The following is a 17,846-nucleotide window of genomic DNA, read 5'->3' as shown; positions in this document are numbered from 1 at the left end:
TAGCTTTTAAGAAATAGAATTGAAAGGTTTGGAAATGAATGCCGCTAATTCTTAGATACTTCAGTCCTGCTATCCATTATTTTCGATAAAAAATCAAAACCATTTCTATCAGGTTTATTTAATTCTTCTTGTTTTTCAACTCCACAAACTTATACTTAAAAATTAATTAACTGATTTACAACAAATTAATTTAAATCAAATAATTAAAACTACTAAATCTATAGATTATATACTTATTTATATATTTGCTCAACACTAATCATTATCTAAAGAATATGTTAAACAATAAAAGGTAAAATTATGTCCATCTATTTTCAATACCCCAGCATTAACGAATATCAAAATATAGTTTATCCATTAAAAACGGAGAAAATCGAAATGCAAAAAATTATTGATGAAGATAGGATTAATCAAGAACACTTTGATGAATTGAAAGACTTTTTAGCTTTAAAACCAGTTTAAATATGGCCAGTTGATCGATTGGAAGGTTGAGGTTTTATAAACTTCCGTACAGTGGTTCGAATCCACTACTAGGCCGCTAAGTGTTTCTCATAGGCACTTATCCTGATTCTGCTCAATCAGGTAAGATTTGGTTATCTTATATTTGTTTTGTTGTTAGCAAAGGCTATCCGCGATGGATAGCCTTAACTTTTAGTTGGCTACCATTTTCCTAAACCGTCATTTCGAAGTGGAGAAATCTATGAAATTGGAAGTGTGTATTTTTGGAAGAATATACTGGTTAACACATTCCAATGATTTGGGAAGTGTTCGAAGATTTCTCTGTTTCGCTGCGCTCCAATCGAAATGACGACTAATTATTAGTTCAACATGCTAAAAACCATAAAAAAACAAAAAAAATTAAAACTTTTTATTTCATTATCGGTTATCTATACATAATTCACATTATACTAATCTTTTACAGATTAATTTGTTTGGTTTAAAAAAGGGATTTATGGATATAAATCCCTTTTCTTTTTTACGAAAATTTTAAATCATATATTCGCCTTTATAACCTATCATTTTGATTTTTGATGAATAGAAAATACTTCCTTTCTTCTTTTATTGCTGCTGCAACAATTTTACCCGCTTTTAAAAGTTTAGCAAATACTACAGAAAACGAGAATTCATCATTCAAAATCCCTCGATATTTAAAGCAAGGCGACACGATTGGGATTACGAGTCCGGCAGGATATATTACTTTAGAACAAGTTCAACCCTCTGTTTTACAAATGCAAAGTTGGGGTTTTCAAGTTAAAATCGGGGCAACAATTGGTAAAAGAGATTTTACTTACGGTGGAACTGATGAAGAAAGATTGACTGATTTTCAGCAAATGCTCGATGACCCAAATATTAAAGCCATTATGTGTGCTCGTGGGGGTTATGGTTTTGTACGAATTATAGATAAACTGGATTTTACTACTTTTAAACGCAATCCAAAATGGATAATTGGTTTTAGTGACATCACCGTTTTGCATTGTCATTTGGCTAAGAATTACGGTATTGCATCCATTCATTCTAAAATGTGTAATAGCTTTCCAAGTGATTGGGCCGCGGCAGAACCTATACAAATTGAAACCATTCTATCTATAAAAAATGCTTTAATTGGTGAACAAATGGGTTACACCGCTCCTATTAATATTAATAATCGAATAGGAAAAGTTGACGGAGTTTTAGTTGGCGGCAATTTAAGTATCATTGAAACGCTGGCAGGAAGTAATTCTGATTTAGATACAAAAGGTAAAATTTTATTCATTGAAGATACTGGCGAATATTTATACAGCATCGATAGAATGTTGTGGAATTTAAAACGGAGTGATAAACTCAAACACCTGAAAGGATTAATTATCGGTGGCTTTAAAGTTAAACCAGACGATGTTGGAGAAGAATTTGGCAAAACCATTTACGATATTGTTTTAGAAAAAATAGCCGAATATAATTATCCAGTGGCTTTTGATTTTCCTGTCGGGCATCAACGAAATAACTTCGCCTTAAAGTGCGGTGCTAATCACATGCTAGAAGTAAGTAAAACAGGTAGTATTTTGAGAAGTATTTAGATATTTCAATTATACTGTTTTAACTTCATTCTCTGCGTAATCCTCAATATCAGTAATATAACCATTAATCAAAAGGAAATCAAAAAGCGGTTTCGCCTCTGGTGTTATAGGCATATTTGAGGTATTAATTACCTGATTAGTCTTTTTATCTAAAAATGGATAAGCAAATAAACGAACATTAGTATTAAACATATCATTTACATAACTCAACAACTGTCCTGAATAATTTTCGCCTTTAAAGTTTGAGGAATTAAATACGAATTTTAAGTTGTTAATGTTTGTGGCTAAACCAACACTTTTTGGTTTACAACGGGCTAAATATTTTGCCAAACGATTGTGGCGGGTAAAGTTAGATACGATTACAATATTGCCTGTATCGCACATTTCTTGTGCCCTTTTAGCAACCGATTCTAAATCAATATCATCAGGAGTTTCCTGTCCATCTGTTAAAACATTGGTTAACAAAACTTCGATCATAACAGCAAGATTGCCGTCATCAACTTTGTTAGTACGCTTAAACTGGTCAGTAGCTTTATTAAACAAGTTAAAATTTGGCAATGATTTCTGTCCGTATTTGGTTCTTAAAATCATAATATCTTTCTTGTATAACAGATCTTTAGCCTGACGAGGATGAGCATCCGAATCAAAAATTGCAGCTGCAGAGAAATCTTTCATAATCATATACAGATTAAGCAAGATATTATCAACCTGGGGAAACGCAGGACCTTTAACAGATATTAAATCGATTTCTACAGAACCAATGGTCAGGTTATCTGCAAGCGATTCAACCATCAATTTTGGTTCTTGGTTGTGGTAAAAAGCTGCGTAAAGTAAATTTACACCAATTATACCCAAAACACGTTGCTGCATATTTACATCTGTATCCAGCAAACGAACATGGAAAAATATTTCATTTGGTAAACCCCCAGGCTCGTTCTGAAAACGGAGACCAACCCAGCCATGAGGCTCATTATTGCGTTTGTAATTTAGGGTAGTAACGGTATCTGCAAATGCGAAGAAAGTACGGCTTTCGTATTTTTCGCCAGATAAACGCTCCGTGAGTAAACCAAATTCATGGTCAAGCATTTGTAGCAGCCTATTCTGACTAACATATCTTCCATTGGCTTCTGCTCCATAAATCGCATCACTAAAAGTCATATCATAAGCCGACATGGTTTTGGCTACCGTTCCAGATGCTGCACCAGCGTTAAAAAAATTTCGCGAAACTTCTTGCCCTGCGCCAATCTCAGCAAAAGTGCCGTAAATTCGTGGGTCGAGGTTTATTTTTAAAGCTTTACGTTTAGTATCCAGAATTTCTCTTTCCATGCCGCAAAAGTACGAAAAATGACCTTATCATGGTTTTAAGATTCTAACTTAAAATCAATCTAAATACATAAAAACAAAATAAGGTTAGCATCATCCAATGCTAACCTTATAAACCTAAACTTAAACTATTATGAAACCTGCAGCAGCTATCAACTAAATCAACCACACTAATCAGCTGATGCAAGCTTCATAACCTTTTACCTAAAACTAAACTATTATGAAAAACCCTCTTTCGAGAATATTTTTATTATGATACTACAATCTCTTTGTGTTGTAATTTAGCATCGTTCTTTTTGCTGATGTTGATATTTAAAATACCATCTTTATATTCAGCTGTAATTTTATCACCATCAGCTTTATCTGGTAAATTAAATGACCTTGCAAATGAGCTAAAGTCAAATTCTTTACGTGTAAAATCTTTAACTACTTGAGTTTCGTCTTTTTTAACTTCTGCCCAAACAGAAAGAGTGTCTTTTTTTAAATTGATTTGAAAATCTTCTTTTTTTAAACCTGGTGCAGCCAACTCAATAATATAAGCAGTTTCATTTTCGTAAATATTTACGTTTGGCGATTTATCAACCATTTTATTTTTAGTTACTGCATCGCTAAACAATGAATCAAAAACATTGTTAAAGTAAGGAGCTGTGTTGCGAGTTCTGTTGTTAAAATTTACAAGTGTCATATCTCTAATTTTTTATTTTTTTAATTGATATTAACCTTTATTCAACTTACATACCAAACCAAATATTTATGATTTTTAAGACATTTTGGCAAAATAAATCCAAATCAAAAGACAAATTGTCAGAAATACAACGTTTTTCCGACAAATTCAACTACAAAACGAATATTCATTTGCGCTTTATCGATTTTGATATGATGGGCCATGTAAACAATTCGGTTTACTTTACTTACTTAGAAATTGCCAGAACAAAGTACTGGGAAGAAATTATAAATTGGGATTGGAAACAAACAGGAATTGTGATCGCACATGCGGAGCTAGATTATATTCAATCTATTGTGATGAATGATAAAATCGCTATTCACGTTAAAACATCAAGAATTGGAGAAACCAGCTTTGATTTAGATTACCAGATTGTAAAAATGAAAGGTAATGAAGAAGTGATTTGTAGCAAAGGCAAAACGGTTTGCATAGCCATAGATTACGCAACGAAGAGACCAACTGCAATTCCGGCTGCTGAAAAGCAGAAAATGGCTGGATTTGAGCAATTAGCCCCATAACCCCCTGAAGGGGGAACTCCATACAAGTTGGCTAAGCGAAGTCTATCAAGTAAAACGGATAGTTAAAAATTCTTTGAAACCAATTCGAAACCTTGCATGGGCGAAAGAAAGGCAACTCCTCCTTTAGGGGGTTGGGGGGTTCGGCATTATTTTCCCTGGGTTTAAAATCCCATTTGGATCGAAAACTTGCTTGATGCCTCGCATTAAATTCAAATGTATCTCAGAATATTTAATTGGCATATATTCTTTCTGAACCAAACCAATTCCATGTTCGCCAGATAAAGTACCACCTAATGCAGTTGTTAATTCAAAGATTTCTTTAATACCAAACTTTAACTTATTCTTCCAATCTTCGTCACTCATTCCAGCTTTGATAATGTTTACATGTAAATTTCCATCACCAGCATGACCATAGCAAACACTTTCAAAACCATATTTAGCACCAATTTCTTTTATTCCATTTATTAATTTTGGTAAAGCTGCACGAGGAACAACCGTATCTTCTTCCTTGTAAACCGAATTAGATTTTACCGATTCAGCCATCGTTCTACGCATTCGCCAAAGCTCTTCTTTTTGTTGTGCGCTATCTGCAAAAAGCACTTCAGAACAATTATGCTCTTCTAAAACAATATTTGTTTTTTCGCAATTTTTGAAGATGTCATCCAAATCATCACCGTCGAATTCAATCATTAGCAAAGCAGCAACGTTATCCTTCAGATCAAATTTAATATCATCAAATTTGATTACCCACTCCACTCCTTTTCTTTCCATAAACTCTAATGCTGATGGCGTTACCCCTGCTCTAAAAATAGCTGAAACAGCCGCACAAGCATCTTCATTTGTAGCAAAAGAACCCATCATTAAAACTGATTGAGTTGGTTTTGGCAAAAGTTTAGTTACAATTTTAGTCACCACGCCCAAAGTTCCCTCCGAACCAATCATCAACTGTGTTAAATTATATCCTGATGCATATTTTAATGTGTTTGCTCCAGTCCAAATGATATCGCCGTTAGGCAAAACAACTTCCAGATTTAAAATATATTCGCGAATAGTACCATATTTTACTACTCTTGGCCCACCAGAACCATGCGCAACGTTACCGCCAATAAAACAAGAACCTTTACTACTTGGGTCAACTGGATAAAGCAAACCTTTTTCGGCAACAGTATCAATAAAAACCTCTGTAATAACTCCAGGCTCAACTGTAGCTTGTAAATTTTCGGTATCAATATCCAAAATAGCTTTAAATTTTTCCATCGATAAAGAAACACCGCCATAAATTGGTAAAGCAGCACCACTTAAACCCGTTCCGCCTCCACGAGGAGTAACTGGTACATTATATTGATTACAAATTTTTAATAGTGCAGAAATTTCTTCTGGTGTAGTTGGTTTAACTACAACCTCGGGTTGAAAACGCAAATCTTCTGTTTCATCATGACTATAATTATCCAGACTTTCGGCATCTGTAAATACTTTTTCTTCGCCTATGGCTGATTTAATTTCTTCTAAAATCTCAGAAGTTATCTTTGCAAAGTTCATTTTATTTAGGTGATATATGGGTTAGTTTAACAAAAGAATGGCCAATTTGCCCTGGCATTGGGGGATTAAGTTTTTTAATACTCACTTCAATTTTTTCAACAAAGGGATAAAGCTCCATCACCTTAGAAATAATATTTTTTAATACCGTTTCTAAAAGTTTTTGAGTGTTTTTCATTTCATTTAAGATAATAACATTCAAATCTTCATAATTAACTGTTTGAGAAAGCTCATCTTCAAAGTTAGTTGGCGTAAATTCAGTTGTTAAATCGATAACAAAATGATTACCAATCAATTGCTCTTCAGGATAATAACCGTGCAATGCAAAGCATTTTACATCTTTAAGGGCTACTGTTTGTTTAAAATGGCTCATCAATGTTTTGTATGCTGTAAAATTAAATTTTTATTCATGAATACAAAGCCCATTGTTGTAAATTGTTACCTTTGAAATGAACACTTGTTCGAAACCAAATTAGATTAAACAATGAGCAAATCAACAAGAAAAGACTTATACGAGGCACCAGACTATTATTTGTTAGACGAATTGCTAACGGATGAACATAAATTAATCCGAGCAACTGCCAGAGAATGGGTAAAAAAAGAAGTGAGTCCAATTATTGAAGATTATGCCCAAAAAGCAGAATTCCCGAAGCATTTAATAAAAGGCTTAGCTGATATTGGCGCTTTCGGGCCGACAATCCCTGTTGAATATGGTGGAGCTGGTTTAGATTATACAGCTTATGGTATTTTAATGCAAGAAATTGAGCGTGGCGATTCGGGAATTCGTTCTACGGCATCGGTTCAAGGTTCTTTAGTAATGTATCCAATTTATGCTTATGGCACTGAGGAGCAACGTAAAAAATATTTACCAAAGTTAGCCAGTGGCGAGATGATGGGCTGTTTCGGATTAACTGAGCCAGACCATGGTTCAAATCCTGGTGGAATGGTTACAAATATAAAAGATGCGGGTTCGCATTACATTTTAAATGGCGCCAAAATGTGGATTAGCAATGCTCCTTTTGCTGACATTGCCGTTGTTTGGGCAAAAGATGAATCGGGAAAAATTAGAGGAATGGTTGTTGAACGTGGCATGGAAGGGTTTTCTACACCAGAAACACACAATAAATGGAGCTTAAGAGCTTCAGCAACCGGAGAGCTGGTTTTTGATAATGTTCAGATTCCTAAAGAAAATGTTTTCCCAGAAATTACTGGTTTGAAAGGTCCGTTGGGATGCTTAAATCAAGCTCGTTATGGCATTGCATGGGGTGCTTTAGGCGCTGCGATGGATTGTTATGATACAGCGCTTCGTTATTCTAAAGAAAGAATTCAATTTGGAAAACCTATTGGTGGATTTCAATTACAGCAAAAGAAATTAGCTGAAATGGTAACTGAAATTACAAAAGGTCAGCTTTTAGTTTGGCGTTTAGGCATGCTTAAGAGTGAAAACCGTGCAACTGCAGAGCAAATTTCTATGGCAAAAAGAAACAGCGTTGAAATTGCTTTAGATATTGCCAGAAATGCTCGCCAAATGTTAGGTGGAATGGGAATTACAGGTGAGTATTCAATCATGCGCCACATGATGAATTTAGAATCGGTAGTAACTTACGAGGGTACACATGATATTCATTTGTTAATTACCGGGATGGATGTTACTGGATTGAATGCTTTTAAATAAGACCAGGATTTTTCAGGATTTAAGGATTTGCATGATAAGTTTTTAAAGTAAATTACAATACCAAGCTTTCAAGATTATTCATAGTTTTAAAGTAAAAAATGAAATTTTGCATATAGTTTAGATTTCTGAAACTATAACCTTGAAAGTCCTTAAATCTATTTAATCCTTCTCCCTGTTGTTGTAGTTTTCATTCCATTAATTTATTATTATGGATATTGAAGATTTAACTTACAGAATAAATGGATGCGCTATGAAAGTGCATAATATTTTAGGTAACGGATTTCAGGAAGTAATTTATCAGCGTTGCTTGGCAATTGAACTGAATAAGGCGAATATAAAATTTAAAAGAGAGGTTGAACAAGAAATCTTTTACGATGGCGCTATTGTAGGAAAAAGAAGGGCAGATTTCGTAGTAGAAGAATTAGTAACAGTAGAAATTAAAGCTTGCATAAATTTAGAAAACAATCATTTAGCACAAGCGAAAAATTATGTTGTTGGTTATGATTTCAATATCGGATTATTAATTAATTTTGGAGCAACAAGTCTTCAGTTTAAAAAGATTTATAATCCTGCAATAAATAAGTATAGAACAGGATTAAATAAAAAAAAACAGGATTAAGGAAATTTTAAAATCTAAGCAATAAGTTTTCAAAAAATCTTTTCCTAAAAATTTTAAATTTCAATAAATTATTAATCGGATTTGATTTTCTTGAACTATAATCTTGAAAATCCTTAAATCCTAAAAATCATGTTCCAGAATGGATTATAAAAAATATACTTACATAAGCGCTACACCTGAAGAAGTTTATTTAGCACTTACAAAAGACATTAGCATAAAACTTTGGACTGGTGCTGAAGTTGAATTTGAAGAAAAACCTGATACAGAGTTTTCGTTCTGGGATGGCGATATTGTTGGTAAAAACATAGAATTTGAAACCAACAAGAAAATTGTTCAACAATGGTATTTCGGCGAAGATGGTGAACCATCGATTGTTACGATTAAACTTCACGCTGATAAATCAGGAACGTCTTTAGAGTTTAAACAAACTAATATTCCCGAAGAAGATTTTAAAGAGTTTACTGAAGGAATTGAAGAATATTTTATCGGCGGCTTAGTCGATTTCTTTGATGAGTAAAACATAAACTTAGTCTTGCTGTTTAGATTTTAACCAATTGATAAAATCATGAATAAAACAGTAGGACTAATATTAATCTTTATAGGAATTGCAATGCTGGTTTGGACTGGCTTCACTTACACAAAAAAAGAAAAAATTGTTGATGCTGGTCCGATTCAAATATCGGCAGATAAAGAGAAGTCTGTTAATTGGCCGCCTTATGCAGGTGGTATAATTTTAGTAGCAGGTGTATTTGTGTTTGTGGTCTCGAAAAGGAGATAAAAAAACTTGTCTCATTGAGCTTGTCGAAGAACTTTAAAAAATTTCGACAAGCTCAATGAGACAAAAATCTATATTTCGTTACTATAAACAGACCTTATTGCATCTCTCAAATTATATTTAGAAGCCATTACTTCTCCATAAGCACCTGCGCTACGAATTGCAAAAATATCCCCTCTAAAAGACTCTGGCTGCTCTACTTCTTTACCAAAACAATCTGTGCTTTCGCAAATTGGCCCCACAATATCATATTTTACTGTGGTTTCGTTTCCACGAGTTAAGTTTTCAATTTTATGGTAAGCTTGGTACAATGCCGGACGCATTAACTCAGTCATACCTGCATCTAAAATAACAAAGTTTTTCTTCTTACCATTTTTGATGTATAAGGCACGGGTAATTAACGATGCTGATTGACCAACAAGCGCCCTTCCTAATTCAAAATGAACTTCCTGTCCTGCTTTAACTTCTAAAAATTCGTTGAATATTTTAAAGTACGAATCGAAATCAGGTATTTGATTATCAGGACTATAATAATCGATACCTAAACCACCACCAACATTTAAAACCTCAATTCTGAAACCTTTATCTTCAAACCATTTGCTGAATTCGTTTACGCGAACGCAAAGATTTTTGTAAACATCGAGATTGGTAATTTGCGAACCAATATGGAAGTGAATTCCAATAAACTTTAGGTTTTTAGATGCTTTTAGTGTGTCAGCACATTCTGGTAAATCCCAGGAATTGATACCGAATTTATTTTCGTCTAAACCTGTTGTAATGTTATGGTGTGTATGTGCATCTACATTTGGGTTAATACGAATAGCCACCTGAGCTATTTTACCTTTTGCAGCAGCAAGTTCATTTAAAACTTCCAACTCCTGAATAGATTCTACATTAAAGCAGAAAATATCCAAATCTAAGGCCTCGTTTATCTCCTTATCAGATTTACCAACTCCGGCAAAAACGATTTTTTTATGGTCAAAACCAACTTCAACAGCTCTTCTTACTTCACCAGCACTTACACAATCGGCACCAAAACCAATGGTTTTAATTTGCTCAAGCAAAACAGAATTGAAGTTTGCTTTAAGCGCATAATGGACATGGAACTGAAATGGAGCAGCAGCGTCGGCACAAGTGCGCAAAGTTTTCTGCAATAATTCCGTATCGTAATAGTAAAAAGGCGTTTCTATATTATTAAACTTTGATATATCTTTATCGGCGAACATGTTCAAATTCCTTATTATAATTTTAATTTTATTCTTTGGGCTTATTTATGTAGGTAATTACCTCGATTTAAAGCATGGAAGAATTACCCAAAAACAATACAACGGAAAAATGCGATTCTTTATCGTATTATTAGTGATTGTATTATTCCTTTTATTCATCAAAAAATGAAAATAGTAGCAGCCATATTTATCTTAATTATTATTTCTTTAGGGTTATTTAATTCTTATAAGAAATATAAAAATGAATTATTACCATCAAGCTTTTTAGCTTTTCATTTCCTAATCGGATTGCTGGTGATTATTGGTGCTTTTTACCTTCTATTCGAATAATCTATTGTGCAGGCTTCTTAAAGCCTCTGTTTTATACTTGCTCAAAATTAATAGCGAAACGTTATAATTACTTCCTCCGTAAGAAATCATACGAATTGGAATATGTTTTAACCCTTCTAAAACTCTGCTTGCGAACCCATGTTTTTCAGAGCCGAAATCGCCCACCACGCAAACAATGCTGTGATCGGTATCAACTTCAACCGTTCCGAAACTTTCTAATTCCTCAATAATTTTCGAAAGATTTCCAGTTTCATCAATTGTTAACGAAACTGCAACTTCTGATGTTGTAATCATATCGATTGGCGTTTTATAACGCTCAAAAACTTCGAAAACACGACGTAAGAAACCGTAAGCCAACAACATTCGGCTCGATTGAATACGAATTGCCGTAATACCATCTTTCGCAGCGATAGATTTAATCTTTCCTTTTTCGCTATCGTGTGTAATTAAAGTACCTGCTGCGCTTGGCTCCATGGTATTTAATAAACGAACAGGGATTTTATATTTTTGCGCTGGAAAAACAGATTGTGGGTGCAAAATCTTTGCTCCAAAATAAGCTAATTCAGCAGCTTCATCGAAAGATAATTGTGCAATTGGCTTAGTACCTTTTACAATTCGAGGATCGTTATTATGCATTCCATCAATGTCGGTCCATATTTGAACTTCTTCTGCTAAAATTGCGGCACCTAATAAAGATGCGGTGTAATCACTTCCGCCACGACGTAAATTATCAACTTCGCCAAAGCTATTGCGACAAATAAATCCTTGTGTGATAAATAGTTTATTTCCTTTATTTGCCTCTAATAGTGGTGTTAAATGTTTGGTTGTAAATGGAATATCTGGCTCGTTATCCTCATCAGTTTTCATAAAATCTAACGCTGGCAACAAAACAGATTCAATACCAATTGACTTCAGATAGATATGATACAAAGTTGTTGATAATAATTCGCCTTGCGCCAACACCACTTTTTCTTCAATTGAAGTAAAAATATCATTTGTTAAAACCGCCAAAAAGCTGAAATGATAATCAATTACCTCATTCCCCATCTCCTGAAAATCAGCAGCTGGCAAAAGCTCAATAACAAAGTCTTTATATTTTGAATATAGATTTTCTACGCACTCGCTTCCCTTCTTCTTATCTCCAGCTAAAAAATAATTTGAAATTTCTACTAAACTATTTGTAGTACCAGACACGGCTGATAGAACTACAATTTGCTCTTCATTTGGATTAATGATATCCAACAACTTCGTCATGCGCTCGGGACTACCTACTGAAGTACCCCCAAATTTTAAAATTTTCATCCGTTTATAGTTTGTTTTCATCTGCGATTGAAGCCATCAGTTTTTTATCCCACTATGTGGTTTTAAAACCATGATGGTTTCATCTAATTAATATTTTTTTAGCTGTAATAAAAAGAACACAAATTCCATTATGCTTACCAGATTATAAAAAAATGTGTTTTGTCTCATTTTTAATACTGGATTTTCTTTATTATTGTATCGGGGCGTGAAAATAAGAAAAACAAGCTTAAAAGCAACACCTCCAACAAAATAAAATTTGGGAAAGTTTAATTTATTTTGATTACAACCAAACTTCCAGACATATTTTTTTGTTCAACACCAGATATTAAATTAAAATAAAGATCAATGCAAGCAATTGACCAATCAACACAAGCTACCATTAACCAATGGTTAAGCGGCAATTACGACGAAAAAACTAAGGCAGAAATACAAGCCCTTGTCGACCAAAATGCAACAACGGAACTTACCGATTCATTTTATAAAAGTTTAGAGTTTGGAACTGGTGGTTTACGTGGAATTATGGGTGCAGGTTCAAACCGCATCAATAAATACACTATAGGAACCGCAACACAGGGTTTAGCCAACTATTTAAATAACAAATATCCTGGCGAAAAAATTAGTGTAGCTATTGCACATGATAGCAGAAACAATTCTGATTATTTCGCGAAAATTACTGCTGATGTTTTCTCTGCAAACGGAATTCATGTTTACTTCTTCAAAGAATTAAGACCAACTCCAGAATTATCTTTTGCTGTTCGTCATTTCAACTGCAAAAGTGGTGTAATGTTAACAGCATCTCACAATCCTAAAGAATATAATGGTTACAAAGCTTACGGTGCAGATGGCGGTCAATTTACTTCTCCTGATGATAAATTGGTTATCGATGAGGTAAATAAAATTCAAAGCATTGATGATGTGAAATTTGACAGAGTTGATGCAAACGTGGAATTGATTGGCGAAGATGTAGATAAATTGTATTTGGATGGAATTACCGCACTTTCTATTTCTCCTGATGCAATTAAAAGACAACACGATTTAAAAATTGTTTATTCTCCTATCCACGGAACTGGAATTACTTTGGTACCAAAAGCCTTAGCGCAATTCGGTTTTACCAATGTTACGGTTGTTGAAGAGCAAAGTAAGCCTGATGGAAATTTCCCAACGGTTATTTATCCAAATCCGGAAGAAAAAGATGCTTTAACGTTAGCTATTAATAAAGCAAAAGAAATTGATGCTGATTTGGTTTTAGCTACCGACCCTGATGCTGACCGTGTAGGTATTGCCGTGAAAGATAATAGTGGCGAATGGGTTTTACTTAATGGTAACCAAACAGGAAGTTTATTAATTAATTATGTTGTTTCGGCTTGGGAAGAAAAAGGCAAATTGACCGGTAAAGAATTTGTTGTTTCTACCATTGTAACTACAAGTTTAATTAAAGCAATTTGCGATGCTAAAAACGTTGAATACTTTAATACTTTGACTGGCTTTAAATGGATTGGCCAGATAATTACAAAATTGCAAGGCGAAAAAACTTTTATTGCTGGTGGAGAAGAAAGTTATGGTTATTTAATTGGCGATTTAGTTCGTGATAAAGATGCTGTTGTTTCTGCTGCTTTCATTTCTGAAATGACGGCTTACTATAAAGACAAAGGTGCAAGTTTATACAACGCCTTATTAGATATGTATGTTGAATACGGTTTGTACAAAGAAGACTTAGTTTCTTTAACGAAAAAAGGTAAATCTGGCGCTGAAGAAATTAAAGCCATGATGGAGAAATTCAGAAACAACCCGCCTGCATCATTAGGAGGTTCTAAAGTTGCTGTATTAAAAGATTACGAATTAAGCCAGGAAACTGATTTAGCTACTGGAAAAGTAACAAAATTAGATTATCCGGCATCTGATGTTTTACAATTCAACACAGAAGATGGAAGTATCGTTTCTGCTCGTCCGAGTGGTACTGAACCTAAAATTAAATTCTATTGTAGCGTGAATGCACCTTTAGCAGATAGAAAAGATTTCGAGAAAGTGAATGGAGAATTAGGCGATAAGATTAAGGCTGTTATGGCAGATTTGCAAGCTTAGGTTTTGTTTGAAAATAAATAGCCCCAAAAAGTTAGAAACTATTTGGGGCTGTTTATTTAAGCTTTTAACAACGCTGGTCGCTCATGGTAAGTTCGCCAAATTAACTCTCCAAATAAGGTATTAGACCATGCAAACCATGCTCTAGTAAATTTAGAAGGGTCGTTCTTATTAAACGATTCATGCATAAATCCTTTTCCTGCATGTGTTTTCTGCAAAGTTTCTATGCACATTTTAATTTCTTTATCATCTTTCGAGGTTAAAGCCCTCATGGTAATACTCATTGGCCAAATCATATCCTGACCAGCATGAGGTCCACCTATTCCTTCTGCAGCAGTACCTTTAAAGAAATATGGATTATCTAATGAAAGTGCAAATTTTCTTGTATTCTGATAAATCGGGTCATCAAGTTTAACAGAACCTAAGTAAGGTAAGGCTAATAAACTCGGTACATTAGAATCATCCATTAAATAAGAACTTCCAAAACCATCAACCTCAAAAGCATAAATTTTGCCGTATTTCGGATGGTTTACGATTGCATGTTTTTGAATGGCTGCATCAACCTCATCGGCCAGATTTAACAAACTGCTTTCTAAGGTAGTATCAGGCTGCAATGCCTTTATCATTTCAGCAGCTTGTTTAAGACTTGTAACTGCAAAAAAGTTAGATGGAATTAAAAATGGAAATATTGTTGCATCATCACTAGGGCGAAATGCCGAACAAATTAACCCAACTGGGTTTACCGGAAAGCCATAACCAGCCATTGGTAAACTATCGGTTGGCTGGGTAGTTTCCCTCTGAAAATGATATGGCCCTTTGGTTGTTTTACGTTGCTGCTCTTTAAATGTTTTTAAAGTAGCTTCAATTCCTTTTTTCCAATCGGCATCAAAAGGGGTTTTATCATTTGTTTTTTTCCAATAATGATATGCCAATCTAATTGGATAACATAAAGAATCTATTTCCCATTTTCTTTCGTGTACGCCAGCTTGCATAGATGTTTTATCAGTTTTCCACTCGCCAACTTTATTTGAATCACCATAAAAAGCATTGGCATATGGATCTTTTAAAACGCATTGTGTTTGATGTATAATAACACCAGCAATTAATTTTTTTAATGGGGCATCTTCATTTACAAACTGTAAATATGGCCAAACCTGTGCTGAACTGTCACGTAACCACATTGCGTCGATATCGCCAGTAATAACATAAGTATCAGGGCGTCCATTTTTATCAGAATGATAAACAGTGGTATCTAAAGTATTAGGAAAGCAATTTTCGAAAAGCCAATTTAATTCAGGATTTTTAACATTTGCCTGAAAAGTTTTAATTGCCTCATCAACTGCTTTACTTTTAAAATGTCTTTTACCTTCGGCAACTCTCACAACAGGAAATTCAGGTGCTAAATCAGCCGCAAATGAAAATTTTGAAGCCACTACTCCGGCACCTAAAAGGCTCGTTTTTTGAATAAAAGTTCTTCGTTTCATAATTATTTTGTGTGTTATATTTAGTTCAGGTTAATGTTCTTTTTCAAATTAGAAATGTTTTGAAAACATATTCGAAAACGATAAATTTTGATGATGCTATAATTAATATCGTATTATTTGGTTAGAACTAAAGCAAATATATATTAAATAATTATGAAGATCAAAATCAAAAACACCAATTAATCTATTCCTAAATCGTTTTTCTTCTTCCATATTCAATATACTACAAAAGTTCTTTCCTAAATAAAAATAAGTTTGTAACTGATAATATTTCAGCAATTATAAAAGATATACAAAGATATTTTCAACTATAGCTAACTCGTAAATGTAGTTCAATTTTTAACGCTTCAAAAACACTTTCAAATAATCTAAAATTTTGTAACTTTAAATAAAAACCCCGAAAATATTTACGCAACACATTTGATTACAACACTTTACGCATAGCTTAACTTCTTTATTGAATTAAAACTAATATCAACTAAATTAGAGATATCTATTTATTATGATTCATTTCAATGAGGCTACCTATCAGGCTTTAGAGTTTATTAGACAAATCGTAATGGCTTTACCATCTGTTACAGAAAAGATTTGTTTTGAAACACCTGCCTTTTATGTAAATAAAAAGATTTTTGCCAGAATTAATGAGGATTGTAAAAATCTGGTTTTATATAATGAAGACAGAGATTTTTGGATGAACAAAGCTCCTGAAACTTATTTCATTACCCCTCATTACAAAAATTACAAATACATGCTCGTAAGTTTGGATCGTGTGGAACCCGAAGAACTTAAACAACTTTTATTTGAAGCCTGGCAAAAACGTGCACCAAAAACACTTATAAAGCAAATGAATTTATAAGCAGATTAAGTTCTGAAAAGAATTCTAAATTATCCTAAACAAATGAATGCTGACCAAAAGCTTTTATCAAAGCGCATACTTTCAATTGATATATTACGTGGGCTAGTCATGATAATTATGGCACTAGATCATACACGTGATTTTTTTCATATTGCTGCCATGACGGGAGACCCTCTCAATCCTGAAACCACAACAGGCATTTTATTTTTCACCAGATGGATAACTCATTTTTGTGCACCAACTTTCGTGTTTCTATCTGGTTTATCAGCTTACCTTTCTGCCAAAAACAAAACACCTGCTAAAGCAAGTTTATTTCTATTAAAAAGAGGTATTTGGCTGGTAATCGTCGAAATTTTAATTATTACATTCGGACTTACATTTAACCCAACATACAACTTTGTAATTCTACAAGTTATATGGGCAATTGGTTGCAGTATGATTCTATTAGCATTATTTAGTAGAATTTCTTACAAACTGGTTTTAATCATCGGGACACTAATCGTAGTTGGCCATAATATTTTTGACGTCTTCCCTGCCCCAAAAAATGAGACGGTTGGATTATTGCTGAAAATATTTTTTACAGCCTCTGGCACCGTTGTTCCAATAGGAAGCAACCATTTAGTTGGCGTGTTTTATACCATTTTACCGTGGACAGGCATTATGTTTTTGGGTTATGCGGCAGGTAAATGGTTTGCTAGAGATTTTAATCAAACTACACGATATCGAAATCTGATAAATTTCGGAGCTTTAGCAATGGTTTGTTTTATTGCCTTACGTTTGCTTAGCCTTTATGGCGACCCGGTGCCAAGAAAAGAATATCACGATGTTTTTAAAAATTTACTTTCGTTTATGAATGTGAGTAAATACCCACCATCTTTAGAATATACATGCCTTACAATTGGAGTTGCATTACTAATTTTATCCATATCAGAAAATGTGCAGAATAAATTAAGCAAGGTACTTTCTGTATACGGAAGCGTTCCTTTCTTTTATTATGTTATCCATTTCTATCTTTTGCATACCTTTCTAATTTTTCTTTTCTTTTTAGAGGGAAATACAACCAAACAAATTGTGCAAGTTCCTTTCTTTTTTCGACCAGCAAATTTTGGTTACGATTTATGGATAGTTTATTTAATCTGGTTGTTTGTAGTAGCAGTGCTTTATTATCCTTGTAAATGGTTTAAAAAATACAAAGCTACACACGAAGAATGGTGGTTAAAGTATATTTAACTGAGCTTTAAAAATCGAGTAGGAAGATAGGGATTAGTTCCCTATCTGTCCTCTCACACCACTGTACGTACCGTTCGGTATACAGCGGTTTGTTGAAATAGTATCTCTTGACAAC

General features: G+C 33.8%; 18 protein-coding genes. 11 read left to right on the top strand and 7 right to left on the bottom strand.

The window, feature by feature from the left end:
• The first annotated feature begins 300 nt into the window (after window positions 1–300).
• Both ACFOUY_RS04570 and ACFOUY_RS04565 read left to right on the top strand, forming a co-directional pair.
• Window positions 301–462: a hypothetical protein gene (locus tag ACFOUY_RS04570; protein WP_378959279.1), complete on the top strand. Its 162-nt coding sequence runs from the start codon at window positions 301–303 to the stop codon at window positions 460–462.
• Between the two features lie 569 nt (window positions 463–1,031).
• A complete protein-coding gene (locus tag ACFOUY_RS04565) occupies window positions 1,032–2,054 on the top strand; it encodes a S66 peptidase family protein (protein ID WP_378959278.1) in 1,023 nt (340 codons plus the stop codon).
• Between the two features lie 9 nt (window positions 2,055–2,063).
• Here ACFOUY_RS04565 and ACFOUY_RS04560 read toward each other — a convergent pair whose 3' ends face one another.
• Together ACFOUY_RS04560 and ACFOUY_RS04555 are read right to left on the bottom strand one after the other, a co-directional pair.
• Window positions 2,064–3,380, bottom strand: coding sequence for a nicotinamide mononucleotide adenylyltransferase (locus ACFOUY_RS04560; protein ID WP_378959277.1), 1,317 nt, complete (start codon window positions 3,378–3,380; stop codon window positions 2,064–2,066).
• Between the two features lie 247 nt (window positions 3,381–3,627).
• Window positions 3,628–4,062: an Hsp20/alpha crystallin family protein gene (locus ACFOUY_RS04555; RefSeq protein ID WP_378959276.1), complete on the bottom strand. Its 435-nt coding sequence runs from the start codon at window positions 4,060–4,062 to the stop codon at window positions 3,628–3,630.
• A gap of 116 nt (window positions 4,063–4,178) precedes the next feature.
• On the opposite strand from ACFOUY_RS04555, the gene ACFOUY_RS04550 reads away from it, so the two are divergent.
• Window positions 4,179–4,619 (top strand): acyl-CoA thioesterase, encoded by a 441-nt coding sequence (locus ACFOUY_RS04550; protein ID WP_378959275.1) that lies wholly within the window; start codon window positions 4,179–4,181, stop codon window positions 4,617–4,619.
• 123 nt (window positions 4,620–4,742) lie between these two features.
• On the opposite strand, the gene ACFOUY_RS04545 is transcribed toward ACFOUY_RS04550, so the two are convergent.
• Window positions 4,743–6,158 (bottom strand): FAD-binding oxidoreductase, encoded by a 1,416-nt coding sequence (locus tag ACFOUY_RS04545; RefSeq protein ID WP_378959274.1) that lies wholly within the window; start codon window positions 6,156–6,158, stop codon window positions 4,743–4,745.
• Window position 6,159: 1 nt separating this feature from the next.
• Window positions 6,160–6,528, bottom strand: coding sequence for a dihydroneopterin aldolase (gene folB, locus ACFOUY_RS04540; protein ID WP_378959273.1), 369 nt, complete (start codon window positions 6,526–6,528; stop codon window positions 6,160–6,162).
• Window positions 6,529–6,639: 111 nt separating this feature from the next.
• Here folB and ACFOUY_RS04535 point away from each other — a divergent pair, with 111 nt between their 5' ends.
• The 4 genes from ACFOUY_RS04535 (at window position 6,640) to ACFOUY_RS04520 (ending at window position 9,227) form a co-directional block, all read left to right on the top strand.
• The gene (locus ACFOUY_RS04535) at window positions 6,640–7,830 is read left to right on the top strand and encodes an acyl-CoA dehydrogenase family protein (RefSeq protein WP_378959271.1); all 1,191 of its coding nucleotides are present in this window, start codon (window positions 6,640–6,642) and stop codon (window positions 7,828–7,830) included.
• A 208-nt stretch (window positions 7,831–8,038) separates the two neighbouring features.
• A complete protein-coding gene (locus ACFOUY_RS04530; protein WP_378959270.1) occupies window positions 8,039–8,449 on the top strand; it encodes a GxxExxY protein in 411 nt (136 codons plus the stop codon).
• A gap of 139 nt (window positions 8,450–8,588) precedes the next feature.
• A complete protein-coding gene (locus ACFOUY_RS04525) occupies window positions 8,589–8,966 on the top strand; it encodes an SRPBCC domain-containing protein (protein ID WP_378959269.1) in 378 nt (125 codons plus the stop codon).
• Between the two features lie 48 nt (window positions 8,967–9,014).
• Window positions 9,015–9,227 (top strand): hypothetical protein, encoded by a 213-nt coding sequence (locus tag ACFOUY_RS04520; RefSeq protein ID WP_378959268.1) that lies wholly within the window; start codon window positions 9,015–9,017, stop codon window positions 9,225–9,227.
• A gap of 68 nt (window positions 9,228–9,295) precedes the next feature.
• Here ACFOUY_RS04520 and lysA read toward each other — a convergent pair whose 3' ends face one another.
• Window positions 9,296–10,450, bottom strand: coding sequence for a diaminopimelate decarboxylase (lysA, locus tag ACFOUY_RS04515; protein ID WP_378959267.1), 1,155 nt, complete (start codon window positions 10,448–10,450; stop codon window positions 9,296–9,298).
• Between the two features lie 165 nt (window positions 10,451–10,615).
• On the opposite strand from lysA, the gene ACFOUY_RS04510 reads away from it, so the two are divergent.
• Complete coding sequence (locus tag ACFOUY_RS04510; protein ID WP_378959266.1) at window positions 10,616–10,780, top strand: hypothetical protein; 165 nt, start codon at window positions 10,616–10,618, stop codon at window positions 10,778–10,780.
• Here the strand turns inward: ACFOUY_RS04510 and ACFOUY_RS04505 are convergent.
• Window positions 10,769–12,082 (bottom strand): aspartate kinase, encoded by a 1,314-nt coding sequence (locus tag ACFOUY_RS04505; RefSeq protein ID WP_378959265.1) that lies wholly within the window; start codon window positions 12,080–12,082, stop codon window positions 10,769–10,771. The genes ACFOUY_RS04510 and ACFOUY_RS04505 overlap by 12 nt on opposite strands.
• Window positions 12,083–12,427: 345 nt before the next feature.
• Between ACFOUY_RS04505 and ACFOUY_RS04500 the strand changes: the two genes are divergently transcribed.
• Window positions 12,428–14,164: a phospho-sugar mutase gene (locus ACFOUY_RS04500; RefSeq protein ID WP_378959264.1), complete on the top strand. Its 1,737-nt coding sequence runs from the start codon at window positions 12,428–12,430 to the stop codon at window positions 14,162–14,164.
• Between the two features lie 56 nt (window positions 14,165–14,220).
• Here the strand turns inward: ACFOUY_RS04500 and ACFOUY_RS04495 are convergent, their stop codons facing one another.
• Complete coding sequence (locus tag ACFOUY_RS04495; RefSeq protein ID WP_378959263.1) at window positions 14,221–15,645, bottom strand: glycoside hydrolase family 125 protein; 1,425 nt, start codon at window positions 15,643–15,645, stop codon at window positions 14,221–14,223.
• A gap of 502 nt (window positions 15,646–16,147) precedes the next feature.
• On the opposite strand from ACFOUY_RS04495, the gene ACFOUY_RS04490 reads away from it, so the two are divergent.
• Both ACFOUY_RS04490 and ACFOUY_RS04485 read left to right on the top strand, forming a co-directional pair.
• Window positions 16,148–16,501: an MmcQ/YjbR family DNA-binding protein gene (locus ACFOUY_RS04490; protein ID WP_378959262.1), complete on the top strand. Its 354-nt coding sequence runs from the start codon at window positions 16,148–16,150 to the stop codon at window positions 16,499–16,501.
• 42 nt (window positions 16,502–16,543) lie between these two features.
• On the top strand, window positions 16,544–17,731 hold the full coding sequence (locus ACFOUY_RS04485; protein WP_378959261.1) for a DUF1624 domain-containing protein: 1,188 nt from the start codon (window positions 16,544–16,546) through the stop codon (window positions 17,729–17,731).
• Window positions 17,732–17,846: the final 115 nt, after the last annotated feature.

This window comes from Pedobacter jamesrossensis (assembly GCF_042650905.1).
Lineage (GTDB): Bacteria > Bacteroidota > Bacteroidia > Sphingobacteriales > Sphingobacteriaceae > Pedobacter > Pedobacter jamesrossensis.
Note: the sequence above shows the minus strand (reverse complement) of the source record. Positions and strands in the feature narration are given on the sequence as shown.